This is a genomic window from Streptomyces sp. NPDC008137, from assembly GCF_042957035.1.
Classification (GTDB): Bacteria; Actinomycetota; Actinomycetes; order Streptomycetales; family Streptomycetaceae; genus Streptomyces.
In genome coordinates, this window is sequence record NZ_JBIBHN010000004.1 from 437,670 (window position 1) to 454,918 (window position 17,249).

Annotated in this window: 11 protein-coding genes; 4 read left to right on the forward strand and 7 right to left on the reverse strand. The window is 72.5% G+C overall.

The window, feature by feature from the left end; all coding sequences use genetic code 11:
• The first annotated feature begins 20 nt into the window (after nucleotides 1-20).
• The 3 genes from ACFZBT_RS09960 to ACFZBT_RS09970 are packed head-to-tail and all read left to right on the forward strand — an operon-like array spanning nucleotide 21 to nucleotide 8,472.
• Nucleotides 21-2,081 (forward strand): CHAT domain-containing protein, encoded by a 2,061-nt coding sequence (locus ACFZBT_RS09960; protein ID WP_391100683.1) that lies wholly within the window; start codon nucleotides 21-23, stop codon nucleotides 2,079-2,081.
• A complete protein-coding gene (locus ACFZBT_RS09965) occupies nucleotides 2,078-7,183 on the forward strand; it encodes a hypothetical protein (protein WP_391100686.1) in 5,106 nt (1,701 codons plus the stop codon). The genes ACFZBT_RS09960 and ACFZBT_RS09965 overlap by 4 nt, the downstream gene beginning before the upstream one ends.
• Nucleotides 7,180-8,472: a hypothetical protein gene (locus tag ACFZBT_RS09970; protein ID WP_391100689.1), complete on the forward strand. Its 1,293-nt coding sequence runs from the start codon at nucleotides 7,180-7,182 to the stop codon at nucleotides 8,470-8,472. Before ACFZBT_RS09965 ends, ACFZBT_RS09970 begins: the two co-directional genes overlap by 4 nt.
• 60 nt (nucleotides 8,473-8,532) lie before the next feature.
• Here the strand turns inward: ACFZBT_RS09970 and ACFZBT_RS09975 are convergent, their stop codons facing one another.
• The 7 genes from ACFZBT_RS09975 to ACFZBT_RS10005 all read right to left on the reverse strand — a co-directional run bounded on the left by ACFZBT_RS09975 (nucleotide 8,533) and on the right by ACFZBT_RS10005 (nucleotide 15,100).
• Complete coding sequence (locus ACFZBT_RS09975; protein WP_391100691.1) at nucleotides 8,533-9,147, reverse strand: hypothetical protein; 615 nt, start codon at nucleotides 9,145-9,147, stop codon at nucleotides 8,533-8,535.
• A 5-nt stretch (nucleotides 9,148-9,152) separates the two neighbouring features.
• On the reverse strand, nucleotides 9,153-10,013 hold the full coding sequence (locus ACFZBT_RS09980) for an ABC transporter permease subunit (protein WP_391100694.1): 861 nt from the start codon (nucleotides 10,011-10,013) through the stop codon (nucleotides 9,153-9,155).
• Entirely contained in the window at nucleotides 10,010-10,948 is a 939-nt protein-coding gene (locus tag ACFZBT_RS09985; RefSeq protein ID WP_391100696.1) for an ABC transporter permease subunit, read from the reverse strand. The genes ACFZBT_RS09980 and ACFZBT_RS09985 overlap by 4 nt, the downstream gene beginning before the upstream one ends.
• On the reverse strand, nucleotides 10,945-12,228 hold the full coding sequence (locus tag ACFZBT_RS09990) for an extracellular solute-binding protein (RefSeq protein WP_391100698.1): 1,284 nt from the start codon (nucleotides 12,226-12,228) through the stop codon (nucleotides 10,945-10,947). The genes ACFZBT_RS09985 and ACFZBT_RS09990 overlap by 4 nt, the downstream gene beginning before the upstream one ends.
• Nucleotides 12,229-12,297: 69 nt before the next feature.
• Nucleotides 12,298-13,059: a cupin gene (locus tag ACFZBT_RS09995; RefSeq protein WP_391100701.1), complete on the reverse strand. Its 762-nt coding sequence runs from the start codon at nucleotides 13,057-13,059 to the stop codon at nucleotides 12,298-12,300.
• Nucleotides 13,053-13,979 (reverse strand): DUF6807 family protein, encoded by a 927-nt coding sequence (locus tag ACFZBT_RS10000; RefSeq protein ID WP_391100703.1) that lies wholly within the window; start codon nucleotides 13,977-13,979, stop codon nucleotides 13,053-13,055. The genes ACFZBT_RS09995 and ACFZBT_RS10000 overlap by 7 nt, the downstream gene beginning before the upstream one ends.
• The gene (locus ACFZBT_RS10005) at nucleotides 13,976-15,100 is read right to left on the reverse strand and encodes a Gfo/Idh/MocA family oxidoreductase (protein ID WP_391100705.1); all 1,125 of its coding nucleotides are present in this window, start codon (nucleotides 15,098-15,100) and stop codon (nucleotides 13,976-13,978) included. The genes ACFZBT_RS10000 and ACFZBT_RS10005 overlap by 4 nt, the downstream gene beginning before the upstream one ends.
• Nucleotides 15,101-15,440: 340 nt before the next feature.
• On the opposite strand from ACFZBT_RS10005, the gene ACFZBT_RS10010 reads away from it, so the two are divergent.
• Complete coding sequence (locus ACFZBT_RS10010; RefSeq protein WP_391100708.1) at nucleotides 15,441-16,985, forward strand: alpha/beta fold hydrolase; 1,545 nt, start codon at nucleotides 15,441-15,443, stop codon at nucleotides 16,983-16,985.
• The last annotated feature ends 264 nt before the right edge of the window (nucleotides 16,986-17,249 follow it).

The window sequence follows — 17,249 nt, forward strand, 5'->3', positions numbered from 1 at the left end:
GCTCCCGGAGGCACGGCGCGATGGCAGACGACACGGCGAAGGGGCCGGTCGAGGCGGAACTCAGGGTCGTCGGCGGTGACGGGTACACCGTGTGGCTCTCGACGGACGGCGGCCTGGTCGCCTCCGCCCCGCTGGGCGGCTTGTCCCCGCCCGAGGAACTCACCAAGCTCTTCGACCGCGGTGTCGCCGACACCGACCGCGCACAGGCGGGCGAGCAGCTGTACACGGCGTTACTCGGCGGGGACCTCGCGCCGCACTGGGCCGCTCTGCGGACGGCCGCGGCGCCTTCCCACCGCGTGCTGCGCATCCGCCTGGAGATCAGTCCGCCCGAGCTGCGGCCCCTGCCATGGGAGTTGCTGCGGGACCGGAACCAGTGGCTGTGGCGGCGCCCCGAATTGCGCTGGAGACGCGGGGTCGCGGACCGCTCTGAGGCGCCGGACGTGGTTCGCGAACTGGGACCGCTGCGTGTGCTCGTCGTCGTGTGCAATCCACCCCATGACGACCGGGTCCTCGCAGAGCAGGAACTGGCGGTCATCTCCGGGGCTCTGGAGCGCTCTCCGGGCCTCACCCATCTCGAAGTACTCGACGCGCCGCGGGACGCCGCGGAACTGTCGCGCCGGATCGACCGGTTGCGTCCACACGTCGTGCACTTCATCGGGCACGGCATGCCCCGGCCCGGGTCGGGCAGCCCCGTGCTCGCGTTCGTCCCGGCCGAGGGCGGGGCGGACGACTGGGAGCTGGCGGCGGAGTCGATCGCCGACCTGACCACGTGGAAGCCCATGCTGGTCGTCATCAACGCCTGTCACGCCGGCAAGGCCGACCCCGCCGACTGGATCGGCGGGATGGCGCAGGCCTTCCTGGACGCGCAGACCAGAGCCGTGGTGTCGATGCAGGACGATGTGGCCTCCGACGCGGCGGTCGACTTCTCCGCGAAGTTCTACGAGGAACTGGGCGCGTCCCGGCCGCTGGACGACGCGGTCGCCGCAGCCCGCTCCGAACTCGCCAGGCGGGTCCCGGCCACCGGCGCCTGGGCGCTGCCGGTGCTGCTCACCAGCAGCGCGCCGGACCAGGTCCTGCCGGTCGACCGCCTGCCGCCACCCGGCACCTCGCTCACAGACGCCGAGAAGTGCCGCTGGTACATGGACCTCGGCCGGTTCGTGGGACGCAGCGACGAACGACGGCGCGCCTGGTGGGCGCTGGACGACCCGACCCGCACGCCGAACGGCACAGACCGGCCCGTGCTGGTGATCGGTGGCCACTCCCAGACCAACAGCGCCCGTACGGGCAAGTCCTGGCTGACCAACTGGTGCCTGATCACCTGGTTCCTGCGCGGACACCGCGTCGTCTCGGTCAACCTCGCCGCCCGGCTGAGACCCGGGCCCGGCATCCCCGACTCCCTACCGCGGACCCAGCACAAGGACTGGCTGTCCGCGCTCCGCCTCATCCGCCAGGAGGCGACGTCCCCCACCCAGCTGTGCCGGCTTCCGGACGCCGCCTTCGGCCACTTCAACGCCGTACTCAACCATCTCGTGGGAGCCGCCACGCTGCCGCCCGACGAACTGGAGCCCGCCGAGGACGACTGGCAGCAGTTCGACGACGAGATCGGGGACCCCTACGACAAGCGCAAGACGGGCATCATGGACGCCTTCCTCGACGCCCTGCGGACCGCGGCCGCCGGACAACCCCTGGTCCTCGCGCTCGACCAGGCCGAGAACCTCATGCCGGGTGCCTTCACCGACGTCCTGTACCAGGGGCTCATACGGCCGGTCGCCTACGACCATGGGGCGCCGCTGCGGCTCATCGTCGTCGCCCCCGACGCCTGGCTGAGCGGGAAGCTGCCCGAGACGGACGCGCACATGCTGGGCAGGGTGAGCGTCGACGACTTCGACAGCGCCCAGTTCATGCGGCTCGCCCGCGCCTACGCGTTCCGTCTCGGCGTGCCGCCCGACGAACAGATCGAGGCCGTGCTGGAGAGCATCCAGAAGACGCTGACGCCGCACTTCGGCGTCGAGACCTTCGAGCGCCTCACCGACATCCTGCCGGTCTGGTGCGCGGCCCGGGCAAGGACGGTGCTGCGATGACGGACCCTCTGGGAGACCTCGCGCGACGGCTCGCAGCGGGCGAGAGCCTCGAGGCCATCGCCCGTTCCCTCCTGCCGCCCGACTGGACGCCGACGCTGCGGGCCTGTGCCGTGGCCCGTACCTTCGACGCCCAGCTGTACGAGGAGGTCCTGCGCCCTCCCGCCACCGGCCCCGGCCTCGACGAACTGATCGAGGCACGTGCCGTACGGCCGGTCAGCGGCGCCCCCGGCTCGTACGCGCTGTCGGAGGCCGACCGCGCCTCCTACTTCCTCGACTGGATCCCCGTCGCCGGTGATGACGCCGCCCCACCCGCCGACCTGCTCGACCTCGAACGCGCGATCGCCGGCCGACGGCGTGCCCTCGGCGACCACGCCGAGGCGGTACGGCACCTCCTGCTGCCCGCGCCCGCCGACGCCCTGGCCCTCTACCACGAGCGGTTCTCGGAAGCCGACGAGCGACGGGACTTCGCCGCCTGCCAGGACCTCGTCGAGGCGCTCGGCGATCCCGACCGGCTCCCCTTCGTCGGTCCCGAGATCCCCGAACTCGGCCTGGACCACGCCGGGTACGTAAGGGCCCGCGACCACTGGGCCGCCGACTACTCACGCTCCGCGCAGTTCCTCCAGCCCGCCGGACTGGCCGAGCAGGCCGGACAACTCCTCGCCGGGAAGCGGCGGGTCTGGCAGATGCACGCCCCCGGAGGCGCGGGCAAGACCATGCAGCTGCGCTGGCTGGTGGCCCGCTACTGCGTGCCCGCGCCCCGGGACGTACCGTGCGCCCGGGTCGACTTCGACCTGGTCAACCCACACACCGTGGGGCGCCACCCGTGGCTGCTGGTGCTGGAGATGGCGGAACAGTTCGGGCGGCGGCTGCCCGGGCGGCCCTTCGAGTCGCTCGCCGACCAGGGCGTCTACCGGATTCTGCTGGACCGCCGGCCCTCCGCGCCGGCGCGCGAGGTCGCGGGCGCCGTCGACGCCCTCGACACCGAGGCGGTCGAGGGGGAACTCGTCGCGGCCTTCGCCGAACGACTCGACCTGGCCCTGGGCGGCCGGCCGGCGGTGCTGGTCCTCGACACGCTCGAGGAACTCCTGCTGCACGGCCACACCGAGGCGGAACGGCTGCTGCGGATGCTCGCAGGCCTCCTCGAGCGCTGCCCCGGCCTCAGGCTCGTCCTCGCCGGCCGCTACGACCTGCGCGACCGCGTCCCCAACGGGCTCAGGGCCTTCCCCGCGAGCCACGTGAAGCACATCAGGGTCCGGCCCTTCAGCAGCGCTCAGGCCCGGTCCTACCTGACCGAGGTACGGGCCGTCACGGACGCCCGGCTGGTCCGCGTCGCCACGCGCAAGGCGAACGGGCTGCCCTTCGCACTGGCTCTGCTCGCCGACGTCATCCAGCAGGACCCGAGCATCACCGCCGGGGAACTGGAGGCCTGCGACGCACCACTCGTGCGCTATCTCATCGAACGCGTGGTGCTGCGCATCGACGACCCCGCTGTGCGCTGGCTCGTACGGTACGGAGTGATCCCCCGCCGACTGCGCAAGGAGGACGTCCTCACCGTCATGCGGGAGAAGCTGGCCGGCGCCGTCACCGGCCGGTCCGGCACCGACGACCCGCGAGAAGACCACCACCATCTCCGGGGCAGCGACGATGTCTTCCCGCTCACCACGGCCGAACCCACGGACGACGACCTGGAGCGGGCATGGCAACGGCTGCTCGACTACGCCGCCAAGTCCTCCTGGGTCTCACGGCACGCGGGGGACGACAGCACCGTCGTCTTCCACACGAACGTCCTGGCGCCGATGCGGCTGCTGGTCTCGGACCATCCTGTCTTCGCTGAACTGCACCATGCGTTCGTCGCCCACTTCGACGCGCTGGCCGGGGCGTATCCCGAGCAGTGGGCCGCGTACACCAAGGAAGCGTTGTACCACCGGTTCCAGGCCGCGGACCCCCAGGCGGAGTCGGCCTGGAGCACGGCCGTCGTCACCGCGGGCGAGCGGGAGAGGCCGGATCTGGTCCGGGAACTGTGCGAGGAGGTACTGGGCGACGAGTACCTGGACGAGGGACGGCCCAGACTTCGTCTGGACGGGGAGCCGATCATCAGTGTGCAGTCGGTGGTCAGGGCCCACCTGGCGGTGGCCGGAGCGGTCATGCACGACTATCTGGACGTTCCCAAGGTGAACCCGTCGGACCCGGCCTGGAACGAGGTCGAACGCCGGCTCGCCCTCATCGAACGGCTGGCGCCGGAGTCGGCCGAGTCCATCGGCGCCCACGGTCTCGCCGCCGAGCTGCGGGCCCTCGTCCTGTTCGGCCGGGGGCGCCTCGCCGAGGCCGAGGAACTGGTTCGTGCGACGCTGGCGCCCGGCCTCGACGACGAGGTCCGGCAGGATCTGCAGTTGCTGCTCTCCCGTATCCAGAGTCAGTCGAGCGACCCGGGGGCCGAGGAGACCTACCGCGAGGCGATGCATACGGCGCGTGCCCGGGGCGGTGTGGCGAGCGAGGCCCGGATCTCCCTGGAGCTGGCGCACAACCTGGGGGAAATGGGCCGCATCGACGAGGCGATCGCCCTGCACCGCCAGGTGACGGCACTCCAGGACCCGCAGGGGCAGAGCGAACCGGCGCTCGCCGAGATCCGCCACCGCGCCGTGCTGCACCTGGCATACGCGCAGCTGACGGCCATCGAGCCGAGTACCGCGCTCAAGACGCTGAGCACCTTCCCCGCGAACGACGCCCCGGCCGCCGACCGGATCGACGCATGTCACGCCGAGGAATTGGCCCACACGGTGCTGGGCCGGTCCCGCCCCGCCCTGGAGGCGCTGGGCCGCGCGGACCGCATCGCGGAGAACGACATCGCCGACGCCACCCGGTACCGGCATCTGGCCGAGATCGCCGTGCGGCGCGGCGTCATCGAGGGCCGGCTGCTGTACGTGGACGAGGCGGAGCGCTCCTTCGCGCGGGCCGCCGCCCTCTTCAGCGAGTGGGGTTATCCGGACGGTCACCCCTCGTGCCTGCTGGAGTACGCCCGCTTCCTCGCGCGGGACATGGGCGACCTGCGCCGGGCCGCGGACGCCCTGGACCGGGTGCGGATGGTGGACCAGGCAGGGGAGTTCGCGGTCGGGGCGGCGCTGCTGTGGCACGAACTCGTCGGCCGGGGCCACGACGTGCCCGACCGCTCGGTGCTCGACATCCCGCAGCGCACGGTCGCGGACCTGCTGGCCGGCGGCGTCGCCGCGGTGGTGGCCGACCCCGGCCGCGCGCCGGCGCTGGCGGATGCGCTCGGCTCCGTGCAACCCCCGGCGGCCCGGCTCCGGGTGTTCGCCGGGTTGTCGCGGATCACCACTCCCGACGGCGCGCCACCGCCGGGCCTCGATCTGCTCCGCCCCCTGTTCGAACCGCTCGCCGACGGCGATCCCACCAGCGTCGACCATCACCTGCGGCTGACCCGGCTGGCGGAGTTCGAGCGCGTCTCTGGCCGCGGCGATGCCGCCGAACGACTCGTGGCTCAGGCGTACCCGGTGCTGTGCGCGGCAGCGGACCCCGGCGATCCCTTTCCCAAGTGGCTCTGGGTCCAGGCCCAGATGCGGCTGCGGGGGCTGCCGGAGCGCGGGCTCTGCGAGTCACTGCGGCGCACCGCCCCCGCGGCGCCTCCCCTGCTCGGGGCCATCGCCCACTGGCTGGTGGCACGCGCCGAGGGAGACACGGAGGTCAAACGCGAGTTGCTGCGCGCCGCCGCGGAGTCCGTGGGGCAGGTGCACCGGCCTTCGGTGTGGGCGCACGAGGTGTTGCGGTCGGTCGCCGACGTGAACGAGGACGAATCGACGCGCCGGGCCGCCGTCCGTATGGCGGCCGCCCTCGGTCACCCGCCCGACGAGTCGGCGCCGCAGGCCGCGCCGGCCCCGTCCCTCGTCGCCCTGGCGGAGAACGAGGACGTGTACCGCGTCGTTCCCCCCGTCCCGTCGGGGGCCGCCCTCCAGGAGATCGCCCAGTCCCTGTCGTCCGACTGGGCCGGCGCCGCACGGGCCGTCGAGGATTCGCTGCGGTGCGAGGCCCGGGGACGACGGCCGCTCCACGCGGTGCAGATCCAGGGCGACTCGATCACGGAGCACGTGTTCCCGTGGGAGCTGGCCTTCCTGAAGGAGCGCACGGCCGTGTACCGCACCATGCCCGTGGCCGCGGAGGCCGCCGATGTCCGGGCGATCCAGGCGACTCTCAAGGCGGAAGGCCACACGAACCTGGTCACCGACGGGGTGTGGGGGAGGCTCACGCAGCTGGCGGTGGCGACTGCGGTGGGTGCCGTGGCGGGGCCCGCCGCGGCGATCGGGGTGCTGTCCGGTCACGCGGTGGCGACCTTGCTGCATCGTGTCAAGACGACTCAGCAGCGGGCGAGGTCCGGTACCGGGCCGCAGGTGGTCGTGCTCAGGCCCGACAGCCCCTTCGACAACCATTCGTATGCCGCTTCGGGCTCCGCCGTGTCCGCGTCCGCGTCCCTCACGCTCAGGTCCTACCAGGCGCTCGGTCACGCCACCTGCGAGGGCCATGCGCTGGGCCGGCTGCCGAAACTGCAGGACCCCCCCGCGGTGGTGCACGTGCGTGCTCCTCTGCGGCTGCGGGGCGGAAGGATCCCTTGCTTCGACCTGTCGTCCACGGACCTCGAGCACGGCAACCGGCTGAGCCGCACGGCCATGGGCACCGACCTGGACCCGGACGGCCTGATCGACTGGCTGTCGGAGTTTCAGGCGGGAACCCAGCCCCTGGTCGTCCTCGATCCGCCGCGGCCGGGGTCGGTGGCCGACATCCCCTGGCAGCTGGTGCTGCGCAACCTGTTCGCCGCCCACCTGTTCGCCTCGGGCTGCGCCCCGGCCGTTCTCGGCGTCGGACTGCTGCGGGGCGGGGGCTACCAGGCCGTCAGGCAGTTGAACCACCTGGCGCGGGCGGTCGGCGACGGCACTGCCCTGCTTCGCCTGTACGAGAGGTTGCACAACCGTGTCGGCCCGCCACCGTTCGCCGGCTGGGGCCAGGACGTCCTGGAGTGCCGTTCGGTGTGCCTGTTCGCGAGCCCCGCGGCCCTCCGCGTCTCGGAGATCGACCCCCGGCTGATGCCCCGATGAACGGCTACGAGCAGCCAGTCGCCGCCGATCCGCTCCACCGCGCCCGACGCGAGGCCGAAGTACGCGCTCTGCTGACCGGCCTGGAGGCCGAACTGGCGGACTGGAAGCAGGCCGCGCGGGAGCGCGGTCCCCTGGAGAAACACCAGTCCCAGATCGAGAGCGCGGTACGCGTCGTCACCGGAGCGCTGGACCGGCTGAAAGCCCTGCCCGCCCCCGAGCGGCACGCCAAGGCGCCCGAACTCGTCCTCGACCTGCACCACCTGTGGGACTTCTTCCGCACCAAACTGGCGGTGCGCCACATCCCGCGCTGCCGGCGGATCCTCGACGTGGCCGACGAGCTGGCCTGGGCGGTCTACGACCCGGTGCGCCAGGCGGCCGCCGACCGCCTCGCTCTCAGGGAGCCGCCGCTCACCTTCCCCAGCCGGCACCCGGTGCCCTTCGCCACGGCCCGGGGCAGTGACTTCGAGGAGCTGCTGCCCTCGGGCAGGCAGCGCACTCTGGCAGGCCGCAGGGCGACCCGGCATCTGCCCTTCCCGGTCATCGGCATCCCCTGGTCGGCGGGCCACCACCTTCCCTCACTGCTCGCCGTCGCCCACGAGACGGGCCACCACATCGAGGACGACTTCGGCCTCGCCGAGCCGCTGCGGACACGGCTGCGGGAACGTGCGGGACTGCCGGCGGACCGGGTCGCGGTGTGGGAGCAGTGGCTCGGGGAGGTGTTCGCGGACGTGTGCGGGGCGCTGGCCTGCGGAGCGGCGTACCTCTGGACGCTGGCCGACGCGCTCGCCGCCGATCCCGACGCCGACGGCGGCCTGCGGGACTATCCGCCGCCCCGGCTGCGTCTGCTCGTCTGCCGGAGCGCGCTGGCCGGGCCGGGCACGAGCACCCTTCCACTGCTGCCGGGGACGGCGGGACCCGACGACGTGGAGGCCCCTGCCGTGGTGCGGGCGCTGGTCGGCGACGCCTTCGAGGAACTGGGCGGCGCGACCCTTGCCTCACTGGTGGGGCTGCGCCGTCCGGCGGAACTGGAGGAGGCCCGCCTCCGGCTGTGCGCCGGACTGCGGTCGGGGCGCAGCGACGTACCCGGAGTGCTGGCCGCGGCCACCCTCGCGTTCGTCGGCGACCCGGACGAGTACGACCGGAAGTCCCTCGGGGAGCGCGCCCTGCGCGAGGTCCTGTCTCTAGTCCCGCAGGAACGGCGCGCCGCGTCGGCCGCCGAGCAGGTGCTCGCGGCCCGCGACCACGCGACCGGCAGCGACCTGTTCGATCTCCTCACCACCAGCCGCTGAGCAGATCCTTGCACTGTGAGCGCCCATCCGGGCCGCATGGTGCAAGGACCCCTGAGGGCGTCAGGCGTCCTCCGGCACGACGCTGCGCGCCTCCCCTGCGGCCGCGCGGCGTACGTCGACCGCCGTCAGCGCCAGCGCCAGCGGCCCCGGCACCAGCAGCGCCAGCGGCATCAGCATCCCCGCGCACAGGGCCGCCGTCGCCACCGCGAGCAGCACCAGGGCGCTGCCGGCCACGTCCTGTACGCCGTCCCGGGCGCCCTTGCGCAGGGCGGCGCGCCAGTCGGTGAGCGACTCGGGGCGTGCGCAGGCCCGCAGGCCGATCACCAGCGCGCCGGCGCCGATGACGGCGGCGGCCACCGCGAACAGCGGCGCCCCGGGCAGCCCCGCCCCGGCCAGCGCCAGATCGGCCGCGAGCAGCAGCAGACCCGCCAGCGCCACGCCGCCCGCCATCAGGTCACCGGCCCGGAGCCGGTGTCGTAGCAGGGCGAAGTACCGCCCCGCTGTGACGGGCCGGTCCTGGCCCGCGCCGCGCAGGACGGCGCACGCCGTCGACAGCGCGGCCGGTGCGGTCACCAGCGGCAGACAGGCCGCCGCCGTGGCGAGGCCGACGCTCAGCACATCGGCGAACAGGGCCATGCGCGGCCCGAACACCTCGCCGGCCTCACGCGCGCGCATCCCGCTCACCCCTTGACTCCGGAGCTGGCCATGCCCTCCACCAGGAATCGCTGGAAGGCGAGGAAGAACAGCACGATCGGCAGCAGCGCGATCACCGACAGCGCGAACATCGGGCCGAACGCGGAGGTGCTGGAGGCGTCCACGAAGGAGCGCAGCGCGAGGGTCAGGGTGAACTTGTCCGGGTCGAAGAGGTAGATGAGCTGGGTGAAGAAGTCGTTCCAGGTCCAGATGAAGGTGAAGATGGCGGTGGTGATCAGGGCCGGCCGGGTGAGCGGCAGCACGACCTGGAAGAAGCTGCGGAAGGGGCCGCAGCCGTCGATCCGGGCCGCCTCCTCCAGTTCGCGCGGCAGCCCGCGCATGAACTGCACGATGAGGAAGACGAAGAACGCCTCGGTGGCGAGGAACTTCGGCAGGATCAGCGGCCAGTAGGTGTTCACCAGGCCGAGCTGGTTGAAGATGATGTACTGCGGGATCAGCACCGCGTGGTGCGGCAGCATGATCGTGGCGATCATGAAGGCGAACAGCGGCCCGCGGAAGCGGAACCTGAGGCGCGCGAAGGCGTAGGCGGCGAGCGAGCAGCTGATGACGTTGCCGAGGACCGCGCCGCCCGCGATCAGCAGCGAGTTCGAGAGCAGCCGCCAGATGGAGACGTCGTTGACGCCGTCCAGGGCGGTGGAGTAGTTCGACCACTCCAGATGGCCGGGCAGCAGGTTCAGGCTCGCGATGACCTCGTCGGCGGGCTTGAGCGAGGTGGCCAGCAGCCAGGCCAGCGGGTACAGCATGACCAGCAGCGCGGCCAGGCAGCCGAGGTGCACGGCGACACGGCCCCAGCGAACGGGCCTGTGTGTAACGGTCGTTGAGGTCACCGGTCCCCCTCGGAGGCGTAGAAGACCCAGGAGCGCGAGGTGCGGAACAGGACCGCCGTGACGACGCCGATCACGACGAGCAGCACCCAGGCCATGGCGGAGGCGTAGCCCATGTGGGAGGCGACGAAGCCCCGGTCGTAGAGGTACATGGTGTAGACGAGGGTCGAGTCGGCCGGTCCGCCCTTGCCGCCGCTGACGGCGAATGCGGGCGTGAAGACCTGGAAGGCCTGGATGGTCTGCAGGACCAGGTTGAAGAACAGCACCGGGGACAGCATCGGCACGGTGACCGAGAGGAACTGCCGCCATTTCCCCGCCCCGTCCACGGCCGCCGCCTCGTACAGTTCGGCGGGTATCTGCTGGAGTCCGGCGAGGAAGATGACCATCGGCGCGCCGAACTGCCACACCGTCAGCAGCGCGACGGCCAGCAGCGAGAAGCCGGGCTTGTTGACCCAGCCGCCGGTGCCGAGCAGGTTGTCGACCGTGCCGCCGTCGTTGAAGACCGCCCGCCAGACGAGGGCGATGGACATCGACGCGCCGAGCAGCGAGGGCGCGTAGAAGGCGGAGCGGTAGAAGGCCTTGCCTCGCTTCATGCCCTTCAGGGCGAGCGCGACGACGAGGGCGAGGGCCAGTTGCAGGGGCACGGCGATGACGACGTATGTCAGGGTCGTCACGACCGAACGCCAGTAGCGGGGGTCCTCGGTGAACATCTGCGTGTAGTTGCGCAGGCCGACCCACTTCGGCGGGTTGAACAGGTCGTAGTCGGTGAACGACAGGTACAGCGAGACGGCCATCGGCAGCAGCGTCAGGACGGTCGCGCCGAGCACCCACGGGGACAGGAACACCCAGGCGGGGCCCTGGCTTTCGCGCCTGGGGCGGCGCTTCGGGGTGGTGGCGGGGGCGCGCTTCGCCTCCGGGGGGATCGCGGTGGTGGTCATGACCTCAGCTCCGCCTTCGCCTCGGTGACGTAGTTCTCGGCCGCCTCGCGGGGCGACATGCGCGCGTAGGAGACCTGGTCGTAGTCGCGCTGGAAGGTGGTCTGCAGGGCGTTGTCGCCCGAGGGCGGGGCCTGGGGCGGGTCCTTGAGCTTTCCGTCGAGGGAGGCCTGGAAGTCGGCGATGGTCTTGTCGAAGTCCTTCAGGCGCGGGGCGATCTCCTTCTGGATCGACTCGTTGACCGGGATGCCGCGGCTCGCGCCGAGGATTTTCGCGGCCTCCCTGTCGTTGATCATGAAGTCGACGAGCTGGGCCGCCTCCTTGGGGTGGCCGGTGTTGGCCGAGACGCCCAGGAACATGGACGGCTTGAAGTACTGGCCGGGGGTGCCGTCCTCGCCGGACGGCATGGGGGCGAGCGCGACGCCGGTCGGGACGAGGGCGAGGAAGCCGCTGGCCGGGGCGTCCCAGTTGGCGTCGGTGACGGACTTGCCGCGTCCCAGCGGGGTGTTCTCCACGGAGCCGTCGAGCTGGGTGGTCTGCTCGGCGGGCGAGACGGCGCCCTCGCGGCGCAGCCTGTCGGTGAAGGTCCACCAGCGGGTGAGGTCGCCGGCGGTGAAGCCGAGCCCGCCGTCCTCGGTGTAGAGGGCCTTGCCCTGGCCGCGCAGCCAGACCTCGAAGGCGTCCTCGCTCTGCCCGGGGTCGGTCGCCCCGGGTTTGCCGGTCTTCTTCGCGAGGGCGCGCATGGTGTCGGCCCACTGGTTCCAGGTCCAGCTCTCGCCGGGCAGGGGCACGCCCGACTTCTTCCAGGTCCGGACGTCGTAGGCGACGGTCTCGGTGCCGCGGCCCTGCGGGATCGCGTACTGGACGTCGTCCACGCGGCCGGTGGCGAGGAGGCCCCGGTCGATCTCGGAGGTACGCAGTACGGACTTCTGCTTCGCGAGGTCGAGCAGCACACCGCCGGAGGCGTACTGGTCGATCTGGCGGTAGTCCAGCTGCATCACGTCCGGCGCGTCACCGCCGGCGGCCTGGGTGGCGAGCTTCTGCTTGTAGGCGTCGTAGCCGGAGAACGACGTCGTGACGTCGATGTCGGGGTGCTGTTTCTCGAACAGCGCGACGGCCTGCTCGGTGCGTGCCGCGCGGTCGGGGTTGCCCCACCACGCGTAGCGCAGCACGACCTTGCCGCCACCGGCGGATTCCCCGGATCCTCCGCAACCTGCCAGCACGGCGCACAGTGCCAGTGCGGCGGCCGACGCGCAGAACCCCTTTGTCCTGTGTCCGGGCATGCCGAGGTCACCTCTCCTTTCCTCGGACTTCCTGTTGGCCCCCCTCGGCCTGTCGCCCCCCTTGCCGGGTTACTCGCCCTGGTACGGCAGCGTGGTGCCCGGCAGGTTGTACTCGTCCCGGCGGCCGCACATGCCGAAGCCGCCGAGCCGGGTGGGCGCCGCCTCGTGGGCGGTGGCCTCGCCGAGATGGACGGGCTCCCCCGCCTCCAGCGCGTCGAGCTGGGCGCCGGTGCGTTCGGCCGTGGCCAGCGCACCCGCCCGCCACAGCTCACGCCAGGTCGGCACCTTGTCGCGCACGATCCTCGCGGCGGCCCGCTGGAACTCCAGGTACGGGCCGCTGTCGCCGGCTTCGAGGGCCTCGCGCAGGACGAGGTAGCCCTCGACGGCGAGGTCCCTGCGCCGCCGGGCGGCCGCCGCCGTCTCCGGTCCCGTGCCGGGCGGCAGCTTCGCGGCGGCGGCGTACCTCTCCGGGTCGGCGAGCACCTCGGGCGGGAACGTGAACACGGCGTCCCCTGCCTCGGGCAGGCCGCTGTTCTGCATCAGCACGGTGATGCGCAGGTCGCCGCCCTGCACCATGCGGTGCACGGTGCCCGGTGTGAACCAGGCGATGGAGCCGGCCGCGAGGGGGATGTCCCGGTAGCCGTCGGGGCTCAGCGTCTGGACCGCGCCCCGGCCGCCGGTGACGACGTACGCCTCCGTGCACACCAGATGCAGATGCGGGCTGCCGCCGCAGACGCCGTCGGCGGCCTCCCAGTCGTAGGCGCTCAGATGGGACAGGCCGATCGCGCCGGGCAGCGGGTGCGGCAGGGCGGGCTTCGGGTCGCTCACCACGGCAGGCTCTCCATGTGGGTGCCGACCCGGTCGCGGTCCCAGGCGCCGTCGGCGACGACCAGCCGGTAGCGGTAGGCGAAGGACTCGCCCGGCGGGAGTGCGAACTCCTCGAAGAACGCCCAGGAGAAGGCGACCGTCGGGAAGGGCTCGGCACGGACGAACCAGTGCGACTCGTGGATCGCGGACGTCTCGTCGAGGTTCTCGGGCGCGTGTGCGAAGACGAGCGTGGAGTGGCCGTCGACGTCGTCGTGCTCGGTGGTGAAGGCGAGCCAGGGGCTCTGGGTGCCCATGAGCTTGCCCGCGTCGGCGTCGGTGTCGGGGGCGAAGACCGTGCCGCCGGTGAAGTCGCGCGGGCCGCGCCACTGGAGTCCGGTGTAGCCGGCCATCTCACGGCCCGCGGTGGTCGGGGAGCCGAAGGCCAGGGGCTCGGAGCGGAGGTTGGTGAGGCGGATCGACCAGTCGAGGGCCCAGGATCCGGCCTCCTCGTCCACCGAGTGGACGGTCAGTCCCCGCACCTCGCGGGCCCACTCCTCGCCGCCGTTCTCGACCCAGGTGAGGTTCTCGGTGAAGGCGAGGCGGTCGTCCTCGACCGTGAAGTCCTGGAAGCCGTCGTGCCGCATCGAGCCGACACGCTCGGGCAGGGGCAGATAGCCCTGGCCGTGGACGTAGCAGTTGCCGCCCCAGAAGTTCTGGCCGGACAGATGGCTCGAGGTCATCTGCAGGCCCTTGTGCCAGCGGTGGTCGTTCGGGCGGTAGCCGGTGACCGTGCGGCCGGAGAGGGTGCGCACGGGGTGGGCGTACGGCTTGCGGGACTCGAAGGGATCCGGGTCGGGGCGGTAGACGTAGCGGAGGATCTCCGTGCCGCCTGCAGCCGTGACGGCGATGTCCTCGCCGTGGGTGTGGGTGACTCGGATGGTCATGCGCGCTCCTTGGGGGCCCAGTCGGGGTACTCGCCGTGCATGGCCTGGTAGAAGGGGTCGCCGGGGCCGATCTCCCCCGCGCGCACCGAGCGGCCGGTGAACGCGGCCTTGTACAGGGCGGCGGCGAACTCGAGGGTGGCGCGGGCGTCCTGGCCGCTGCCCGGTGGCCGGGTGCCGGTGTCGTAGGCGTCGAGAAGCGTGCGGAGCTGGGCGGTGTGCGAACTGGGCACGTCGTTCGCGGGGGTGCGCCAGGCGGTGGCGCGGTCGGAGGCGACGTGCGGCGCCGGGGTGTAGGCCCAGCTGTCGTTGCTGTGGCCGTACAGGTGGGTGAGCTCGACGGTGGCGTCCGCGCAGTCGACGCGGACGCGGCTCACCTCGTCGGGGGACAGCACGCTGTTCACGACGGTCGCGAGGGCGCCGCTACGGAAGCGCACCAGCGCGGTGGAGACGTCCTCGCTCTCGGTGTCGTGGACGAGCCGGGCCGCCATGGCCTGGATCTCCTCCCACTCGCCGAGCAGGTGCAGCAGCAGGTCGTACTGGTGGATGCCGTGTCCCATGGTGGGGCCGCCGCCCTCGCTGGCCCACTTGCCGCGCCACGGCACCGCGTAGTACGCGGCGTCCCGGTGCCAGGTGGTCTGGCAGTGCGCGACCAGCGGGGCGCCCAGCTCGCCGCTGGTGATCAGCTCGCGGGCGTGCACGGCGCCGGAGCCGTAGCGGTGCTGGAAGACGACCGCCGCGTACGCCCCGGAGGCCTCCTCGGCGGCGGCGATCTCGTCGTACTCGGCGAGCGACAGGGTGAGCGGCTTCTCGCAGAGCACCCAGGCACCCGCCTTGAGCGCGGCCACCGTCTGTTCCCGGTGCAGGGAGGGCGGTGTCCCGATCAGGACCAGGTCGGGGCGTTCGGCGTCCAGCATCGCGTCCACCGAGGTGTACCCGGCGACCTGGTCGCCGGCCAGCTCGCGGAAGGTGTCGAGCCGCTCCTGGTCCACGTCTACGGCGGCGACCAGTTCCACCCGGTCGGAGTGGGCCCGCAGCGCGGGCAGGTGGCTGCCGCTGACGATGGCTCCGGTGCCGACGACGGCCACGCGGCGGCGGGTGGGAGACCCTGGGGACACGGACATGCGGCGCTCCTCGAAACGGCCGGTGGACTCACGCTTGGAAAGCGCTTGCACTCGGAAGGTGACCCTAGGCGCGGGACCATGTCTGGACAACCCCCCTGCGGCGACCTGCACAAGGTCTGCGCGAGCGTTCTCCCAGCTTGGGGCCCGGATTCCCGTTCTCGCCGGGCGCGGAGAAACGGCATTCCCCCGTCTGTCCGCTGGGGTTGGCCCCACCATCAACCGGTGGTCGGCCGGAGTGATCGGGCAGCGGCCCGTCCCTACCGTTCTGTCACACGAGATCTCCCCTCGGCATGCCCCTGCCAGCCACCGAGGGAACATTCGCGACAGAAGGGACATCCACGTGTTATCCCGTTCCCCGGGAACCGCGAGAAGAGCCGCGCTCGCCCTGACGGCAGCCGCCCTCGCCTTCACGGCACTGCCCGCCACGGCCCGGGCCACACCGGACCCTCTCGCCCGCTACCACCAGCAGCACCTCACCTGGAAGAGCTGTGTGCTCGGCCCGGACGACGCGACCGGCAAGGAGCTGCGGCAGGCGGGCGCCCGCTGCGCCGACGTGACCGTACCTCTGGACTACTCGGACCCCGGCGGCCGCACGATCACCGTCGCGATATCCCGCATCCGCGCCACCGAAACCGCCCGCCGTGTCGGCCCGCTGCTGCTCAACGGGGGCGGCCCCGGCGGGCCGTCGCTCGGCGACCCGCCGTGGGTGCGCAAGGCCATGAAAGACGTCGCCGCACGGTACGACGTGGTGGGCGTCGACCCCCGCTTCGTCGGCCGCAGCACCCCGCTGGACTGCCGCTGGCCGACCGGCTCGGCGTGGCGCGGGGCGGGTGAGGACCGGGCCGGCTTCGACCGCGTGACCGCGTTCTCGAAGAACCTCGCAGAGCTCTGCCGCACCAACGGGGGCGATGCCCTGCCCCACGCCACGACCCGCGACACCGCGCGCGACATGGACGTCGTCCGGGCCGCGCTGGGCGAGCGGCGCATCTCCTACCTGGGCTACTCGTACGGCAGCTACCTCGGCGAGGTGTACACCACGATGTTCCCCGGGCGCACCGACCGGGTCGTCCTGGACGGTGTGATCGACCCGGACCGCTACGGGCCGAGGCTGCTTCGGGGAGTCGAGCGGGCCAACCGGCACGCGCTGGAGGGCTGGGCGTCCTGGGCCGCCGCGCGCGAGGCGGCCTACGGGCTGGGCCGTACCCGGGGCGAGGTGCTCGCCGCACTGGAACGCGTCCGGAAGGCCTCGGCCCGCACACCGCTGCGGCTCGGCGACCACCGGCTGGACGAGCATGTGATGCCCATGGTCGTCTTCAACGGCCTCTCCCAGCACAACGACGCCGCCTACGGTGACTTCGCACAGGGCGTGCGGGACATGCTGCGGGCGTCCAGGGGGCAGCGGGTCACACCGTCGCCCTGGCTCGCCGGGGTGCTCGAGTTCACGCTCACGGGCACCGACTCCCCCTACGGCAGCGCGCAGACGGCGATCCTGTGCGGCGACGGCGCCGCGCCTCGTGATCCGGAGGTCTACTGGCGCGACGTCCAGCGCGCCCGCGCGCAGGACCCGCTGTTCGCGCCCGTCACGCACAACATCAACCCGTGCGCGTTCTGGGACCGGCCGCGCGAACGCCCGACCACGATCCGGGACGACCTGCCGGCCCTCCTCGTCAACGCCACCGGGGACCCGCGCACCGACCACGACGGCGCCAGGACCGTGCGCGGCATGTGGCCCTCCTCGCGTCTGGTGACGCTGAACGGTGCCGATCAGCACGCGGTGTACGGCGTCTACGGTGCGCCGTGCGTGGACGACACGGTCAACGCGTACCTGGCCACGGGCCGCCTGCCGGCCCGGGACGTCGACTGCGCGGCGCCCGTACACGAGTAGCCCGAGCTGCGGGCGAGCGCCCTGCCTCAAGGGCATGGGAGGTGCCCGCCCTCCGGGCGGACGGCGCGCCCTAGCGGACACCCGCTAGGTCGTGTCCGCGAAGTCCCTCCTGCCCCGCGGCGTCTGGCACGCACTCTCGCCGCACCGGACACAGTCCCGGGTACGCCCGGTACGAGGGACTGCGTCCGGCACTCCCCCAGCCTTCGGCCGGGGGGACCCCCAGAGCACGCACCAGACGCCGCAGGGCCCGCCCTCCGGGCGGAC

Excerpts from the sequence above, each read along its gene's own strand:
- ACFZBT_RS09975 (WP_391100691.1), bottom strand. The coding sequence starts at position 9,147 with ATGCGCGCGCGTGAGGCCGGCGAGGTGTTCGGGCCGCGCATGGCCCTG.
- ACFZBT_RS09985 (WP_391100696.1), bottom strand. The coding sequence starts at position 10,948 with ATGACCACCACCGCGATCCCCCCGGAGGCGAAGCGCGCCCCCGCCACC.
- ACFZBT_RS09960 (WP_391100683.1), top strand. The coding sequence starts at position 21 with ATGGCAGACGACACGGCGAAGGGGCCGGTCGAGGCGGAACTCAGGGTC.
- ACFZBT_RS10005 (WP_391100705.1), bottom strand. The coding sequence starts at position 15,100 with ATGTCCGTGTCCCCAGGGTCTCCCACCCGCCGCCGCGTGGCCGTCGTC.
- ACFZBT_RS10000 (WP_391100703.1), bottom strand. The coding sequence starts at position 13,979 with ATGACCATCCGAGTCACCCACACCCACGGCGAGGACATCGCCGTCACG.
- ACFZBT_RS09970 (WP_391100689.1), top strand. The coding sequence starts at position 7,180 with ATGAACGGCTACGAGCAGCCAGTCGCCGCCGATCCGCTCCACCGCGCC.
- ACFZBT_RS09990 (WP_391100698.1), bottom strand. The coding sequence starts at position 12,228 with ATGCCCGGACACAGGACAAAGGGGTTCTGCGCGTCGGCCGCCGCACTG.
- ACFZBT_RS09965 (WP_391100686.1), top strand. The coding sequence starts at position 2,078 with ATGACGGACCCTCTGGGAGACCTCGCGCGACGGCTCGCAGCGGGCGAG.